Source organism: Psychrobacillus sp. FSL K6-2365 (assembly GCF_038003165.1).
Taxonomy (GTDB): domain Bacteria; phylum Bacillota; class Bacilli; order Bacillales_A; family Planococcaceae; genus Psychrobacillus; species Psychrobacillus psychrodurans.
In genome coordinates this window covers 1,147,837-1,164,080 of the sequence record NZ_JBBOOO010000001.1, presented here as the reverse complement: position 1 = coordinate 1,164,080, position 16,244 = coordinate 1,147,837, and the positions used below count along the sequence as shown (strand labels likewise).

At 36.1% G+C, this 16,244-nt stretch carries 15 protein-coding genes; 2 read left to right on the top strand and 13 right to left on the bottom strand.

Going from position 1 to position 16,244, the window contains the following annotated elements; genetic code table 11:
• Positions 1 to 352 precede the first annotated feature (352 nt).
• On the bottom strand, positions 353 to 904 hold the full coding sequence (gene lepB / locus MKY29_RS05555; protein WP_269915648.1) for a signal peptidase I: 552 nt from the start codon (positions 902 to 904) through the stop codon (positions 353 to 355).
• Positions 897 to 1,538: a TVP38/TMEM64 family protein gene (locus MKY29_RS05550; RefSeq protein ID WP_093494260.1), complete on the bottom strand. Its 642-nt coding sequence runs from the start codon at positions 1,536 to 1,538 to the stop codon at positions 897 to 899. Before MKY29_RS05550 ends, lepB begins: the two co-directional genes overlap by 8 nt.
• An 86-nt stretch (positions 1,539 to 1,624) precedes the next feature.
• Here MKY29_RS05550 and MKY29_RS05545 point away from each other — a divergent pair, with 86 nt between their 5' ends.
• A complete protein-coding gene (locus MKY29_RS05545; protein WP_445677868.1) occupies positions 1,625 to 2,356 on the top strand; it encodes an AzlC family ABC transporter permease in 732 nt (243 codons plus the stop codon).
• A 3-nt stretch (positions 2,357 to 2,359) separates the two neighbouring features.
• Positions 2,360 to 2,668, top strand: a complete 309-nt coding sequence (locus MKY29_RS05540; protein WP_093494258.1) for an AzlD domain-containing protein — start codon at positions 2,360 to 2,362, stop codon at positions 2,666 to 2,668.
• 639 nt (positions 2,669 to 3,307) lie between these two features.
• Here the strand turns inward: MKY29_RS05540 and MKY29_RS05535 are convergent.
• From MKY29_RS05535 to prfB, 11 genes are all read right to left on the bottom strand, one after another.
• Entirely contained in the window at positions 3,308 to 3,565 is a 258-nt protein-coding gene (locus MKY29_RS05535) for a CsbA family protein (protein ID WP_090563280.1), read from the bottom strand.
• Between the two features lie 8 nt (positions 3,566 to 3,573).
• Positions 3,574 to 4,743, bottom strand: a complete 1,170-nt coding sequence (locus tag MKY29_RS05530) for a PDZ domain-containing protein (protein WP_340879271.1) — start codon at positions 4,741 to 4,743, stop codon at positions 3,574 to 3,576.
• Positions 4,744 to 4,829: 86 nt separating this feature from the next.
• On the bottom strand, positions 4,830 to 6,245 hold the full coding sequence (locus tag MKY29_RS05525) for a S41 family peptidase (protein ID WP_090563284.1): 1,416 nt from the start codon (positions 6,243 to 6,245) through the stop codon (positions 4,830 to 4,832).
• A gap of 71 nt (positions 6,246 to 6,316) precedes the next feature.
• Positions 6,317 to 6,895 (bottom strand): redoxin domain-containing protein, encoded by a 579-nt coding sequence (locus tag MKY29_RS05520; RefSeq protein WP_340879270.1) that lies wholly within the window; start codon positions 6,893 to 6,895, stop codon positions 6,317 to 6,319.
• 1,889 nt (positions 6,896 to 8,784) lie between these two features.
• The gene (locus MKY29_RS05515) at positions 8,785 to 10,098 is read right to left on the bottom strand and encodes a murein hydrolase activator EnvC family protein (protein ID WP_241595634.1); all 1,314 of its coding nucleotides are present in this window, start codon (positions 10,096 to 10,098) and stop codon (positions 8,785 to 8,787) included.
• A 24-nt stretch (positions 10,099 to 10,122) separates the two neighbouring features.
• Positions 10,123 to 11,010, bottom strand: a complete 888-nt coding sequence (gene ftsX, locus MKY29_RS05510; protein WP_093494255.1) for a permease-like cell division protein FtsX — start codon at positions 11,008 to 11,010, stop codon at positions 10,123 to 10,125.
• On the bottom strand, positions 11,000 to 11,686 hold the full coding sequence (ftsE, locus tag MKY29_RS05505; protein WP_090563293.1) for a cell division ATP-binding protein FtsE: 687 nt from the start codon (positions 11,684 to 11,686) through the stop codon (positions 11,000 to 11,002). Before ftsE ends, ftsX begins: the two co-directional genes overlap by 11 nt.
• A gap of 288 nt (positions 11,687 to 11,974) precedes the next feature.
• Entirely contained in the window at positions 11,975 to 12,325 is a 351-nt protein-coding gene (gene cccB, locus MKY29_RS05500) for a cytochrome c551 (protein WP_093494254.1), read from the bottom strand.
• A gap of 50 nt (positions 12,326 to 12,375) precedes the next feature.
• Positions 12,376 to 13,251 (bottom strand): YitT family protein, encoded by an 876-nt coding sequence (locus MKY29_RS05495; RefSeq protein ID WP_090563299.1) that lies wholly within the window; start codon positions 13,249 to 13,251, stop codon positions 12,376 to 12,378.
• Positions 13,252 to 13,453: 202 nt separating this feature from the next.
• Complete coding sequence (locus MKY29_RS05490; RefSeq protein ID WP_276517557.1) at positions 13,454 to 14,920, bottom strand: methyl-accepting chemotaxis protein; 1,467 nt, start codon at positions 14,918 to 14,920, stop codon at positions 13,454 to 13,456.
• Positions 14,921 to 15,002: 82 nt separating this feature from the next.
• Positions 15,003 to 16,107 (bottom strand): peptide chain release factor 2 gene (gene prfB / locus MKY29_RS05485; protein WP_420877773.1). Its coding sequence is split into 2 segments (ribosomal slippage): positions 15,003 to 16,040 and positions 16,042 to 16,107, totalling 1,104 coding nucleotides; the frame shifts between segments, so codons are not numbered across the junction.
• Positions 16,108 to 16,244: the final 137 nt, after the last annotated feature.

Genomic DNA, 16,244 nt, shown 5'->3' with positions numbered 1-16,244 from the left:
TCGCTGCGGGATCTTCACCTAACGAAGTTACTCCATTCAATTAGAGAGTAGTTATAAACTATAAGATTGAGCAGAATAAATTTTATAATAACGATAATTGAAAAGGTTAAATAGAGAGAGACATCAAAACCTAAACTTTCACATGTTACTTGCGATGTCATGTTGATTACTTGCGTTTCTAAGGATTTTACTTGCTTTACTATATTAGTTACTTGCGCTTACTGTCTGTTTACTTGCTCTCGATGCTAATTTACTTGCGGAACGGGAAATTTTTCCAAAATTTGATATAGTAATAAAAAAAACCGAATAATCTCCTATCTCTATTGTACAAAACATACTACAGAGAGGGAAATTATTCGGTAGTGAATTGAGTCGTTGACTGCGAAATCGGCCAGTAACGTGCTTGCACCTCACCAACAATTTTTTCAGTATCTACAAAGTGAAAATATCGACTATCCATGCTAGAAATACGATTATCTCCTAAAACAAACAATTTATCAGGTGGAACCCGGTTACTTCCGGTCATTTCCTCTAATTCAAAATTTCCTGTGAAGTTATCATTTGGATTTTTATAAGCACTATACGATTCTAGAAAAGGCTCTTCTACTTTTTTATTGTTAATAAACAACTCATCGTTCTCATAGCTAATCTTATCACCTGGTAGACCAATGACACGCTTTACATAATCTTCACCCTGATCTCCATGGAAAATCACAATATCCATATGCTCGATTTTGGAAAGTTTTGTCACAATCACTTTATCTTTATTATGCAATGTTGGCATCATCGACTGACCCACTACCTCATAATTTGTCACAATGAACATTCTGACGAACATCACGATTAAGATACCTATTACTAATGCCATTAACCATTCCAGCATTTCTTTTTTTACATTATTCAAGACTTTCTCCTCTTTTGTTTTTTCTTTCGCCGCTGATTAAACGAAAATCAGCTTCTACTTTTTTATTTATTCTTTTTTCAATTGCTTTACCAACAAACCATAGAATAGCAATTAGCAAAATGACAATAGCTGTTCTAATAGGTTGAGTGATCAATGCCTTAATGTCTGAACCAATAAAACTGACAACAAAAATCATAATGAGTTTACCTAATGCCAGCGTCCAGAAATACGTATTTTTTTTCATATCTGAAAGTCCCGCAACAATATTGACTAAAGCAGAAGGTGTGAACGGGAAGCAAACGAGTAAAAAGAGTGGTCCAAATCCATTTCTCTCTACCCATTTTATAAGTTTTTGAATTCTCACATGCCTCGTTATAAAACCTAGGACACGAGCTCGTCCATATTTTCGAATCACTAAGAATACTGCATAGGAACCGGCAACTGATCCTATCCAGGATATAAGAAAACCAATCAGTAGACCATATGCATTGACGTTAGCAACTATAAAAACGACTAATGGTAAAAATGGAAGAAAGGCCTCCAAAAACGGCAAGAGGATACCAATTAGTGGTCCTAGTGCTCGATAATCATGTGTTAAATCTGTTAATGTCTCTATTGAAAACCAGTCCGGCATTTGGCTCTCCTCCAAATATGTATATTTATACTATTCCCAATATTACTGTACATAAAACTCACTTCTTATAGTATAATTTGTTGATTATGTATTCAGGTGGTGAACGTTTTGTGAATAATAGATCATTTCTTTCAGGATTAAAGGCTGGAATCAGTATTGCAATTGGTTATTTTCCAGTTGCCCTAACATTTGGCTTGCTTGCTAAAACGACTGGTCTTTCAATTTGGGAAGCCACAGCTATGAGTATCTTCGTTTATGCAGGAGCAGCGCAATATATGTCCCTCACACTCATTTCAAAAGGTGTTGACCCTATTTTAATCGTTTTAAATACGTTTGTCGTTAATATTCGTCACTTCTTAATGACGGCTGCACTGAACGAAAAGATGCAAGGTGAAAAAAGGTGGATCAAAGGTATTTATGCTTTTGGAATCACAGATGAAAGTTTTTCTGTACTAGCTACACAAAAGGATAAGAAAATAGCTACACCTTTTGCATTTGGGGTAGCATTAATAGCTTATAGTAGCTGGGTTGTTTTTACCGCAGTTGGTCATGTCATCGGCGCAAATCTCCCAGCGTTTTTACAAGCAGCTATGTCCATTGCTTTGTATGCCATGTTTGTCGGACTACTTGTACCCTCTATGAGAGGAAATAGAAAAGTAGTAATGCTTGCTCTTTTAGCAGCTATGATTAATGGGTTCTTTTACTGGACTCAGCTATTATCCACTGGTTGGTCCATATTAGTTGCTACACTGGCTTCTTCTATTTTTATTGAAATAATTTATGCAAAACGTGGAAAAAATTTACCGAAGGGGGTATAACAAATGGGTATGTGGTATTGGTGGACATTGCTTGGAATGGCTCTTGTTACATATATTCCGCGAGCGTTTCCTCTCACCTTTTTAGAGGGAAAAGAATTGCCTCCAGTCGTATCAGGTGTATTACGTAATATTCCTTTTGCGGTCTTAGGTGCTTTAATCTTTCCAGCTATTTTATATGTACAACAGGATAATCTATTATTTGGTTTAATAGGAACGGTTGTGGCATTTGGCTTAGCTTTTCTATTTTCAAATGTGATGGTTGTTGTACTTGGTACAATCGGAGTTTTAGCTGTATATAGTTTGATATTTTAATCGTACATAAAATTTATGCCTTTGATTTCCGCTCCGAGCGGACGCTTTCCGTGGGCACGGCTTCAGCCGCTTCCTTTGCTCCTGCGCAAGCTCGTCGCAAAAAAGATTTTCGCTACGCTAAGTCCAGCGTCTTCAGCTCGTGCTATTCCCACTGGAGTCGCCGCTCTGCGCTCCAATCAACTAGGTCCACTTTATATAAACGGATAAATGGATATAAAACCACATAAATATAGTTTTTTTATCTTATAAGAGTAATGATCAAGTTGACTCTTATAAATAAACTTACCTTCTTCTTTTATTATAAAATAGTATTCCTAATAGGGCAGACAGGTTTTATCCCTATAAAATTTTTATTGATGACTCTTAATATCTCAGCGATATACTTTGCTAATTCTTATAGTTTAGTACTACACATTATATTGATTGGAGTGTAAGGTGGCGACTCCAGCGGGATAGCTTGAGCTGAAGACCCCACAGGGAGCGTAGCGAACGAGGAGGCTAAAGCCAAGCCCGCGGAAAGCGTCCACCTGGAGCATAAATCAACTTTGTTTGACTTTTACCATTAATTACCACTTGTGAAATTGACTAATTTTAATATTTTAATCGCACATAATTTTTAGAACAAAAAATCCGCTCTCGTCAAAGAGGCGGATTTTTTTTATTTTTACTAGTTTTCATATGAGTACTATACCAGAAGCCGATTGTAAGTGATGCAGCGTCGATCATATAAATCCACCATCGATGTGTGTAGCCTGCATAGACTGATGCGGCGAATAATGCAACGGTTAATATTAACGCAACATAATGATTGAATGTTATGCGTGTAAATAATACAACGAGTGCTGCAGGAGCAAAAATAGCCAATATTATTTGAGTTGTGAGTGATAGTGATTCCATAGTTTCTCCTATCTAACTAAGATTAGACCTAGTCGATAATGATCATGTCTAAATAATATGTGCTGACGAAGACGTAATTCTCCATTTGAATCTAATACTTCAAGCCGACAATGCGCGGCATTTATTTGAACTGCTTCATATAATTCCTGTTCGTTTTCAACTTTTTGTCCGTTCACTTTTACAATACGTTCTCCTATTAATAGCCCCATTTTCTCTGCTGGAGAACCGGACAGGACACCCGCAATCATAACACCATTCGATTGTGGTGAGACAGCATAATTCCCTGTTTTTTCTTGTTGATACTTTATGATTGTTATAAGCAATCTTGCAATTACTCCAACTAGTAGAGCAATTGCACTAACTAATGGCTCAAAATAACCGAAAGCCGCGATTATTGTTATAACAATCCCTAATTGCCAAACAATTTTTCCGTATCCTGCGAAAAAATGAATGGGTAGAGAATGTTGAGATTTTTGTTGGAAGCCAATTACAAATGGAAATAAAACCAAAGAAAAGGTCGTTTCACCAAGCGAAAACTGCGGCCAATAAGGTAAATAAGTCGGAATGACATCTCCAGGAATTATAAGTAATATAGGCAATAGCCATAATCTTTTTACATGATAAACGATTGCTTCTACACCTCTAGCAGTCATCACTAGTTTTGGAGAAGCTTGTGAAGCACCATGTTTTTGAATAAGAACACCTTCAACAATAAGTAGAAGACCCGCTATTATAGCTATTGGAACAATCCCATTTTGTAAAATATCCAAACCAGAAATAGTCCATGAAAATAAGTCTAATGACCAGCCATATGTATACATGGCATAGATTGTTGCCGTACCTAATGCAATTGCGTATACCGCAGAACCAAACTGATACGTAAATAATAATATAAATAATATCATCCACGCGCTATATACCCATAGCCAAGAATTAGGAATAACTAATCCCACAACTACACTGACAACAGAAATAATTAACGCCCAAATTAATCCATCCAACAAGAATTTCTTAGTTTCTGTCCATCCCCATAGTAATCTTGTGCGAAACTGCCTTCTTTCTCTTTTTACTCGAACATATCCGATCAATATCGAGAAGAGAAGCGTAATATATACTGAAGGATGAATGAAAAAACGTCCAATTCCTTTAACCAATTCGATTAAAATTTCTTGCACCATACGCATCCCCCTCACTTGCAACTATACTTCCTATTATTGTAACAAACAGTGAGGGCTTTGCGTATAGGATTTTCGTAATTACTTTGTTATTTTATATCATGAAGTAAATAACTAATGCCCATTTGGAACTGCTTATCATTTTCTCTACTAGTTTTATAATCCAGAATAGTTTTTGTTAATGACTGAAAAAGGGCATCATCTATCTCATTGAATTTATCCAAGCTTCTCTCCTCTCGATATTTTTCAACTGCTGCTCCCGTATCTTCATCAAAGTATCCATCTTGGCGACTAATATTATAACCAAGTGCGCCTAATACTTGTTGAACATACTTTACCTCTTCCCCAAAGTCACCTACACGAAAATTACCTTGATAATATTTTGTATCCATTGTATATAATTCATCAGGTTCGACTTGTAAGTCTGCTTGAATGCCTTTATGATGAATCCACTCTTGTTTTGGAGTAAGCCATTTATGAGTAGAGATTTTAAGCTTTCCACCATTCTTCAGTGGACGTGTTTCCTGAACAGTCCCTTTACCAAAACTTGTTTCTCCGACAATCATCGCACGCTGGTTATCCTTCAATGCTCCAGCTAGCACTTCACTTGCGGAAGCACTTCCACCATTTTGTAATAGCACTACTGGAAGCTTGTTTAGATACTGATTATCCTGTGTTTCAGTATTAAGCATTTCCAAAACACCTTTTGCATCTTGCATATAGGCGAAAGTGGAGCCATTCGGCAATAAAGTACCTATAATAGTAGATACACTAAATAAATAGCCGCCAGGGTTCCCTCTTACATCAATTACAAGCCCATCTATCCCTCGTTCCACTAATGCCTTCGTTTGTTTCTCCCACTCTTCTCCAGTCTTCTCACCAAATAAAGTGATATTCACAATACCAATTGAATAGTCTTCTACTTCATAAATATCACTGGAAACCGTATGCATCGCAATCGTATCACGTTTCATATGTAATTCTACATGGCGATTCTCACTAGCTCGATACACCGTCATTTTCAAGTTAGATCCTTTTTTACCACTTAACAGCTGTATTAACTCTGCCATTGACTTGCCTTCTACTCTTTCTTCGTTCACACGAACAATTTCATCCTGAGATTTTAAGCCAGCTTTAAAAGCAGGCGAATCCTTTAAAGGTGCCACCACGACAAATTTCCCTGCCGAGAGCATAATCTCCGCTCCAATTCCAACTCTTTCTTCTGCAAGTGAAGCCTCTTGATTCGCAGCTTCTTCCTTAGTTAAATACGTACTATGTGGATCTTCTAACGCATCTGCCATTCCACGAATTGCACCTTCAACGAGCAGATTTTCATTTTTAGAGAATACCGCCTCTTTTTTTATTAATTTGAACGCTTCATCAATGACTTGACTATTACTCACACTTTTTTGTTCTGTAGCTGAAGGTTTCATCAACCACATATACCCGATACCTAAAATAACAACGACTAACAAACCATATAGAAAAAACCGACTTTTGCGCAAGTTCAACCTCCTACTTTTCCACTAATATATGTGTGAAAACAGGAGTTTAATACTTGCTCAAAAATCGGTTGTTATTTTAAATTACTTACATAGTCTGTCAGCATTTGCTCGTCCATCGGTCCAACAATCTTATTTTGAATGGTTCCCGTAGTATCTATCATATAAGTAGTTGGTATTGTAATCGCTTGATATGTTTCCCCAACTACACCTTCCTCATCTAGAGGTATAGGAAAGCTAAGTGCATAATCTTCTTGAAACGCTTTGACTTTGTCCAGACCAGTATCAGTACTTGTCAAATTGACCGCTAAAATTTCCACATTTTCTTTCTCTGCCTTATCTTCATAATAGTTTTGCATATGTGGCATCTCTGCTTTACAAGGAGGACACCAAGTTGCCCAAAAATTTAATACAACTTTCTTTCCTTTATAATCTGCGAGTGTGACTTCCTCGCCCGCTAGTGTAGTCAGAGTAAAATTAGGTGCTGCATTTCCTTTTCCTAAACCTTCGTTTGCAGCATTGTTCGCTAAATCTGTACCCATTTGCTCGCCCGCAAATGCTTCTTGTTCATCAATATTATCTCTTACAAAGGATATTGTTGCGATTGCTACTAATGCAGCTATAACTACTAGTCCAATAACTTTTTTCTTCATATTATACCTCCTACTGGTACGATAATATTTCACTGCCCTTATTATATGTTATCTGTTGCGTTAAATACGAATTAAATGAGCTCAAATGTGACTATGTAGTGACTTGAATCTTCCATATAGAAACCTTCTAAACTTACGTGCGCTGCCGCACACTACGCATGAGCCTTCAAGGATGGTCGCTTACGCTCCTTCATCCTTTTTGAAGTCTCATTCTTCGCGCTCATGCGGCTTGGAAGGCACACATCCTATTTTTCACCGATGAAATAGAATGGATTTCTAAAAGACGAATTGTCACATTAGTAGTAGAAAGATTTCCATCAATAAAAGGATAATTATTCCTTTTCGCAAGTAAATTTGGATTTAGAACAAGTAAACAATCCATATATGCAAGTATTATCTACATGACCGCAAGTATTCAAACTACCAAAGCAAGTAACTAATCATTAGGTAGAAATTTTATCGTTAAGAAACTTTCTATCCGGTTGTGTGCTTGCCGCACGCTACGCATGAGCCTTCAGGAATGGTCGCTTACGCTCCTTCATCCTTTTTGAAGTCTCATTCTTCGCGCTCATGCGGCTTGGAAGGCACACATCCTATTTTTCACCGATGAAATAGAGTTGAATTTCTAAAGGAACGAATTATCACATTAGTAGTATAAAGATTTCCATCAATAAAAGGATAATTATTCCTTTTCGCAAGTAAAACGCATTTAGAACAAGTAAACGATCCATATATCCAAGTATTATTCACATGGCCTCAAGTATTATTCATTCGAACGCAAGTATTCAACCTACCTAAGCAAGTAACTAATCATCAGGTATAAATTTTATCATTAAGAAAATTTCTATCCGGATGTGTGCTTGCCGCACGCTACGCATGAGCCTTCAGGGATGGTCGCTTACGCTCCTTCACCCTTTCTGAAGTCTCATTCTTCGCGCTCATGCGGCTTGGAAGGCACATATCCTATTTTCCGCCGATGAAATAGAGTTGAATTTCTAAAGGAACGAATTATCACATTAGTAGTATAAAAATTTCCATCAATAAAAGGATAATTATTCCTTTTCGCAAGTAAAACGCATTTAGAGCAAGTAAATTATCCATATATGCAAGTATTATTCATTCGAACGCAAGTATTCAACCTACAACCAAAGCAAGTAACTAATCATCAGGTATAAATTTTATCATTAAGAAAATTTCTATACGGATGTGTGCTTGCCGCACGCTACGCATGAGCCTTCAGGGATGGTCGCTTACGCTCCTTCATCCTTTTTGAAGTCTCATTCTTCGCGCTCACGCGGCTTGGAAGGCACACATCCTATTTTTCACTGATGATATAAAGTTGAATTTCTAAAGGAAAGAATTAATAAAAGATAACAAATAAATGGATAAAATCCCTATCACTTAAGTGAATCTACATCGAGTGCAAGTAAACAATCAATATACACAAGTATCTTGAAGTATAATGCAAGTATTATTCACATGAGAGCAAGTATCCAAATTACCAAAGCAAGTAACAGAGATTTCTCCATGTAATAGTAAAAATCCTAACTATACTAATGAGCACTGCTGTTCTCTCTTTTATCAACTTAATCTAATTATTGTTTTATAGTACTAATTTGGTTCAATTATAAAGTAATAGCTACTCACTTATTGATTGGAGTGTAACGTGGAGACTCCAGAGGGGATTGCGTGTCCAGGCGAGACTCCATAGGAGGCTCACGGACCGCCCGCGGAAAGCGTCCGCGTGAAACGGAAATCATAGTATTCCCTGTTTACCGTTATCTAGAACTTTTATGAGAATTGTAGTAGAAATACTCTATTAAATTCTAAGACTTTTTAATTCTAAAAAAACAACGCCTCTCCATGAATGGAGAAGCGTTGTTTAAATATTATAAGGAAATATATCTTAATGGGTTAACAGAGTTTTTCGCCATACCTTCCCAGTTTCCTAAATGAATTTCAAAATGCAAATGAGGTCCAGTAGAGTTACCAGTAGTACCAATTCCACCGATAATCTGTCCTTTCGACACAACTTGTCCTTTACTTACTTTAATACTGCTTAAATGCGCATATAGCGAAGTAAAAATTTGACCGTCAATGGAATGAGTTACCATAATTACATTTCCATATGTGCTGAGCGGAGAAGCATAAGAAACAACTCCATCTGCAGCCGATACTACTGGAGTACCAGTACTGTTTGCAATATCAATACCATAGTGAGTTTTTACTACACCATGTATCGGGTGTGTTCGACTACCATATCCAGAAGTGAAGCGTCCAGATGCAGGTCTAGTCCAAGAACCAGCAGAGACATTTGGAATGGCTGAAGAAGAACCGCCACTCGCTGCTTGCTGACGTTTTCTTTCTTCAGCTTCTTTACGTTTCTTTTCTTCAGCTGCTTTTCTTGCAATTTCTGCTATTCTTTTTTGTTCAGCAACAATTTTATTTTGCGTTTCTTGGCTTAAGTTTAGAATCTCATCATATTCTGTTTCTAATACTTCTTTTTCTTCATGTAATTTAGCCTGTTCTACTTCTAACTGATCTACTAAATTACCTTTTGAAGCCTTTTGATTGTCTAGAGATGCCTTTAAACTTACAAGCTCATTTTTACTATCTTCCTGTTGTTGTAGCTTTTTCTCTAGGCTTGCCTGTTGCTCTTCTAATTGTGCTTTATCATCTGCCTGTTCTTTTAAGATGGTACGGTCTGCATCCATCAACGTATTGACTGCAGAAAAGCGGTCAATAAAATCGATGAAACTATTTGCTCCTAGCAATACATCTAGGTAACTAACAGACCCTCCACTTACTTGAACTGCACGGATTCGCTCTTTTAATAGTTCATCACGCTCTTCAATTTTTCTTTCAAGCTCTTTAATTGAAGCATGTAATTTTTCAATCTCAGTTGTCGTTAATTTAATTTGGTTTAGCACTTCAGCAATCTGAGATTCCGTACTAATAATCTTAGTATCCAACTCTTTTATTTGAGCCAAAATTTGATCTATTTTTGATACGTTTTGGTCAATCTTGCCTTCTGTATCTTTAATATTTGAGTCAATACTATTTTTCTTTTGTTCTAATTGTTTTTGTTCGTTTTTTAAATCATCTAGAGTATTAGCTAAAGCACTTGGTGTTGTTATTAAAAGTGCACCTGTAGTAGCTATCGCCATAATTCTTAGCATCCATTTAGACTGTTTTCTCAACACTTCTTGCTCCCTTCAATTTACAAACTACACACGTAGAAACTTACGGACTGACATAAAACTTCCCCAAACACCTATGAGTACGCCCATTAATAAGATCAAGCCGTTTACTTGATAAATAAATGGCGAGAAATCTAGCAGTTCAAATAATTTTCCTTGTTTCAATTTTGGTGCTAGCAAGTTAGAAATATTATAGTAGAGTACTGTTACTAACGTGATAGGAACAATAGACCCTAAAATTCCAAGCCACATACCTTCTAAGATGAATGGAATACGTATAAACCAATTCGTTGCTCCAACCAATTTCATAATTTCAATATCTCTTCTTCTTGCAACGATAGTAATACGAATCGTGTTAGAAATTAGGAACATTGCTGTAAATAGCAATGCTAGAATTAGTACTAACCCAACGTTTCTACCCGTGTTCAAGAACGAGAATAAATTTTCTATCTTTCCTTCTCCATACTTCACCTCAAACGTATTATCGAGACGATCTAATTTCTTTGCGACTGCTTCGGTTTCTTGAGGATTTGTAGCTTTAGCATAAAATACATTATGTAATGGATTCTGTTGGTCATATAATCGTAAATCTTCTCCAAAATCTACTACTAATTTACTTAATTCATCACCTTTTGGAGAATATTTTACTTCTGCTACTCCAGCTGTCTCTTTAATCTCTTGCTCTAGTTTTGTTATAGAAGCTTCATCTGCTGTTAACTCAACATAGACTTTAATCTCTACGTCTTTCTCCAAATCATCTGCTATTTTGTTTAAGTTCATCATGATCATGACGAACACTCCAACAAGTAACAATGTAACTGTTACTGCACTTACGGAAGCAAATGTCATCCACCCGTTGCGACTGATGCTCTTTAAACTTTCTCTGAAGTGTCTTCCTAATGTTCTACCCTTCATAACCGTATTCTCCTCCGTATTCGTCTCGAGTGATTAATCCACCCTCAACTGCTATAACACGGTGTCTAATAGTATTAACAATTTCTCTATTATGAGTTGCCATAATAATCGTTGTTCCTCGAGCATTTATTTCTTCAAATATATTCATAATTTCCCATGAAGTTTCTGGATCTAAATTTCCTGTCGGTTCATCTGCAATTACTAGCTGTGGAGTATTCACAATTGAACGAGCAATCGACACACGTTGCTGTTCTCCTCCTGAAAGCTCTGTAGGGAACATTCTTGCTTTATGTTTCAAACCTACTAACTCTAATACATCCATAACTTTTTTGCGTATTACTTTTGGTGTTTCTTCAATAACTTCTAATGCAAACGCCACATTTTCATAAACATTCAAACGGGGTAATAACTTAAAGTCTTGGAATACTACACCAATTTGACGTCTTAAATATGGTACTTTACTGTTTTTGAGACTTGCTAAATTTGTACCATTGATCAAAATATCTCCAGAGGTCGGGCGTTCTTCTCTATACATCATTTTGATGAATGTCGATTTTCCTGCTCCACTTGGTCCTACTACATAGACAAAATCACCTTGTTCAATCTTTACATCAATACCGTTAGCGGCAACAATACCATTTGGGTATTTTTTGTAGACATTTATCATTTCTATCATTATAAACCACCTAATTAGATTCGTCATAAAATGCAACACGCCTATTATAACATTAGAAGAGCTTTTGTTTGTTACAAATAGATTTCAATTTGTAGGTAAATATAGGTAGTTTTTTTGAAAACAAACCTACGTTTTAGCCTAAAAAGTAAATTTCTCTTACCTACTTTATACCCTTCTTCAACATACATTCTACACCAATCGTGGAGATTCCTTCTTTTATAGCAATAAAAAAATCAGCTACTCAATAAGAGCAGCTGATTCCATATTTAGGTTTGATTTTCACTATAATTACTTCTTAGCAGCTAACCACTCTGCTACTGCTTGAGCGTCATCACCAGAAATAATTCCACCAGGCATAGCACCTCTACCGTTTTCAATAACGTTCAAAATTTCATCTTCTGATAAGCGTGAACCTACATTATTTAGAGCTGGGAAGTTACCTTGCCCTTCTAGATTTTGGCCATGACAGCTAATACATTTTGCACTAACTATCTTTTCTGCATCTACAGAGGCTGTTTCAGTTGTTGTACCTGAGTCTGTTGATTTATCCGTATCTTTATCGGCATTATCATCACCGCCACCACATGCTGCTAGTACTAACCCTGCTCCTAATATTAAAGCTAAAAGTTTCTTGTTCATGTTACTACCTCCCTAAATCGAATTTAGTTTGCATAAATATTATACCTTAGTTAAGATCTTTTGAAACCTTCTCCCAGTACCTCATAGGCGTCCGAAACTATGACAAAAGCAGCAGGGTCAATAGTTTTAATGACATGTTTCAACTTTGTGAACTCTGTCTGATATGCCACAACCATTAAAATTGGTCTTTCTATATTCGTGTACCCACCATAAGCTGGAAGTTTTGTTACACCGCGATCTATCTCGGTATATATAGCATCTCTAATTTCATCTTGTTTATTCGTAATAATATAAATCATTTTGGATTGACTAAACCCTAATTGAACAAGATCAATCGTTTTTGTCGTAACAAACAATGCTATTAGCGCATAAAGAGCCTTCTCAATGTCGAAAACGACTGCTGCACTAAGTACTATTAATCCATCTAATAAGAGGACACTTGTCCCAAGAGAAAATCCTGTATATTTTGTAATTATTTGAGCAGCTAAATCGGTTCCACCTGTTGACGCACCGCCTCTAAAAACTAGGCCTAAACCAAGGCCCACAGTAATTCCGCCAAATAACGCGCCAAGTAATGGATTCATCGTCCATGGTTCCCAATTAGCAGACACTAACACCACTGCTGGCAGCACTAATGTTCCAACTAAGGATTTAATACCAAATTTTGCTCCCAAAAAGATAAGTCCTGATATAAACAAAGGAATATTAAAAGCATATTGCACAAGTCCTGGCTCCCAACCAAAAACTCCTTTTAAAATTGTACTGATCCCACTAACTCCACCTGAAGCGATTTGGTTTGGTAATAAAAAGACGTTAAATGCTAAAGCAATAATAGCTGCGCCAACAATTACATAAACATAATCTTTTGAATTTTTTATGAGGGGATGTGGTTCTTTATATTGTCTACGATTATAATTAGTTTCCATTTCTTATCCTCTTTCACTTAAATACTTGTATTTGCCTGCACTAGTATAACAAGTGAGAAGTAATTTGTGAACTTCAACAAGATAGCGTGTTGACTAGGTAAAGTGAATGAAGTAGAGGATTTTGGATTATATATATGTTATCTCTCAACATTAGTAATTTATACATGAGCAATAATGTATCTCTACATGCTTTTAAGAGGAGCTATATTTTATTAATGCTCTGTGCTTCTTTGTAGGTTTGATCGATATATTTGGCATTTGCCTGTTGATCTTCGGTTATCTGAACAAGTGTTGCGTTGAACTCTTCTACAGTGGCTGTGCTTTCTTCTATAATTGCGGCGAACTCATTGGTACTAATATTAATGGATTCTGTATTATTTGAAATGACATCCACATCGTGTAAGAATTTAGCTAACTCGTTTTGTAAATTCTTCATTGTTTCATGAAGTATGTTAAATGACTTATTCGATTTATCAGCTGTTGCTACTTGAGCGTAAATCTGGTTCACTCCATTTTCTAGCTTATTAAGAGCTTCTTGATTGAATTTATTTAATTGATTCAAATTATCATCTATTTTTTCCAGTGATTGATCGGTTACTCCTGCAAGTTTTCGGATTTCTTCTGCAACGACAGCAAATCCTTTGCCTAGTTCTCCGGCTCTTGCAGCTTCTATTGAGGCGTTTAGGGCTAGAAGATTAGTTTGTGAAGTAATTTGGCGAATATCACTTGCAAAATTATTTGTTTCATTAATTTTTTCAGAAAGTCCGTTAAACGTTTTATTTAATTCTACAAAAAAGACTGTAAATTGATCAATTTCATATTTCATCTTCTCCATCACTGCAGAGCCATCCGAAGCATTCTGTTCTGCTAATTCTGCTTGTTTAACAATTTCATGCAAATGTCCGGCCATTTCTTTAACAGAATCAGAAGTTGCCTCTGTATTTTTTACAATTTCAACTACGTGGTCTGCTTGTTTTTGAGAACCAATACTAACTTCTCCAACAGCAACAAGCATTTCTGCCTGCGCATTATTGGTATTAAATGTATTAGTGCGAATTTGCTCTAAATTAGTCGTAATAACAGATACAGCGGTTTCTAATTTTTGATGTAAGGAAGCATCTTCAACTGACTTCACCTTAGCATCTTCTATTAGCTTTTCGACATTAGAGAATAACTTTTTACTTTGTCTTACTTGTAGGAAAATCCCAAGTGCCATAACGAACTGTATAAGAAAAATATTGACGATTCTACCTTCAAATATACCTGAGTTGTCCATTATTACATTATTAATCATAGCTATTACCGACAAAATATAACCGAATATAAAAATACTCTGTTTAGAATGCAAACTACTTAAAATTAGGATAAATAAAGCTAATACAATTGTGGCAACACTCACGACATTAAAAAAACTTATACTTAATGCTGTAATTGCTCCTGCGAGGATAACAAAATAGGGAAAAATAAGTGCAATAGCTGATGCTTTCCTTGCAAATAAATACATGATGACTGATATTATAAATGGAATTGCAAGTGATACAATAATCACGGTTTTCTCTTGAATAATAATTTGTACTAATAAAGCTAACCCAGAAGCCAATCCATAGGCTAAAAATAAAATGAAGTTTTTTCTCCTTAAATCTTCGTTTTTCAACTCATTAATATTCATTTCTACTTCCCCTATCCTTAATATTCTGAAAAATAAAAAAACCGATATTATATAATTATAACATCGGTGTTAAAAACGTCTATTAATTTATTTTTGAACGTAGGTAAGCGTGAATAAACGGATCAATTTCACCATCTACAACTGCATGAACATTACCACTTTCTTCATTTGTACGGTGATCTTTTACCATCGAATATGGATGGAATACGTAAGAACGTATTTGACTTCCCCAGCCGATTTCTTTTTGTTCTCCACGGATTTCTAGTAATTGCGCTTCTTGTTCTTCGATTTTCAGCTGATAAAGTTTAGATTTTAATAATTTCATCGCATGCTCACGGTTTTTAATCTGTGAACGCTCTGATTGACAAGTAACAACTGTATTTGTAGGTAAATGTGTAATACGAACTGCTGAGTCAGTCGTATTAATATGCTGACCACCAGCACCAGTTGCACGATACGTGTCAATTTTCAAATCTTCAGTACGAATATCAATTTCGATTTCATCTGTGAACTCAGGCATTACTTCACATGAAACAAACGAAGTATGACGACGTCCTGATGAGTCAAAAGGAGAAATACGAACAAGACGATGAACGCCTTTTTCCGCTTTTAAATAGCCATATGCATTATGCCCTTTGATGAGTAAAGTTACCGACTTAATACCAGCTTCATCTCCAGGTAAATAATCGATTGTTTCTACTTTAAAGCCACGTTTATCTGCCCATCGTTGGTACATACGTAACAATATAGATCCCCAGTCTTGAGACTCCGTACCACCAGCACCAGGGTGCAATTCTAAAATTGCATTATGTTTATCGTATTCCTCGCTAAGTAACATTTGCAATTCAAAATCACTAAGCTTGTTTGTAAAATCTTTTAATTCGTTACCAAGGTCTTCCTGCAGCTCTTCATCAGGCATTTCCTTTATTAATTCCAAAGTCATCTCTAAGTCTTCTTGAGTGGATTCAAGATTACGATACTCTTCTACAATAGCTTTTAATGAATTTGTCTCATTAATCACTTTTTGAGCTCCCTGTGCATCGTCCCAGAAATCAGGAAATGTCATCAGCTCTTCTAATTCTTGAATTCGGACCTCTTTGTTTTCTAAGTCAAAGAGACCCCCTAAAGTCTTTTAACTTGCCTGAAGTTCTATCTAACTCATTACGTACTGTTGCAATTTCTATCATTTGTTGTTCCTCCGACTTTCTTGATTTCATACCAATATTGTACTGTAGCATTAGCATGAGTGTTCGTGTTTATGCAGTGAGACTACTTTATGACTAATGCCATACTATATAAACTAAAATATGACATTAGCTGCATC

What these genes read in the sequence shown, in the direction of transcription:
- MKY29_RS05550 (WP_093494260.1), bottom strand. Translation starts at nt 1,538, where the DNA reads ATGCCGGACTGGTTTTCAATAGAGACATTAACAGATTTAACACATGAT.
- MKY29_RS05545 (WP_445677868.1), top strand. Translation starts at nt 1,625, where the DNA reads ATGTATTCAGGTGGTGAACGTTTTGTGAATAATAGATCATTTCTTTCA.
- MKY29_RS05540 (WP_093494258.1), top strand. Translation starts at nt 2,360, where the DNA reads ATGGGTATGTGGTATTGGTGGACATTGCTTGGAATGGCTCTTGTTACA.
- MKY29_RS05535 (WP_090563280.1), bottom strand. Translation starts at nt 3,565, where the DNA reads ATGGAATCACTATCACTCACAACTCAAATAATATTGGCTATTTTTGCT.
- MKY29_RS05530 (WP_340879271.1), bottom strand. Translation starts at nt 4,743, where the DNA reads ATGGTGCAAGAAATTTTAATCGAATTGGTTAAAGGAATTGGACGTTTT.
- MKY29_RS05520 (WP_340879270.1), bottom strand. Translation starts at nt 6,895, where the DNA reads ATGAAGAAAAAAGTTATTGGACTAGTAGTTATAGCTGCATTAGTAGCA.
- ftsX (WP_093494255.1), bottom strand. Translation starts at nt 11,010, where the DNA reads ATGAAGGGTAGAACATTAGGAAGACACTTCAGAGAAAGTTTAAAGAGC.
- ftsE (WP_090563293.1), bottom strand. Translation starts at nt 11,686, where the DNA reads ATGATAGAAATGATAAATGTCTACAAAAAATACCCAAATGGTATTGTT.
- cccB (WP_093494254.1), bottom strand. Translation starts at nt 12,325, where the DNA reads ATGAACAAGAAACTTTTAGCTTTAATATTAGGAGCAGGGTTAGTACTA.
- MKY29_RS05495 (WP_090563299.1), bottom strand. Translation starts at nt 13,251, where the DNA reads ATGGAAACTAATTATAATCGTAGACAATATAAAGAACCACATCCCCTC.
- MKY29_RS05490 (WP_276517557.1), bottom strand. Translation starts at nt 14,920, where the DNA reads ATGAATATTAATGAGTTGAAAAACGAAGATTTAAGGAGAAAAAACTTC.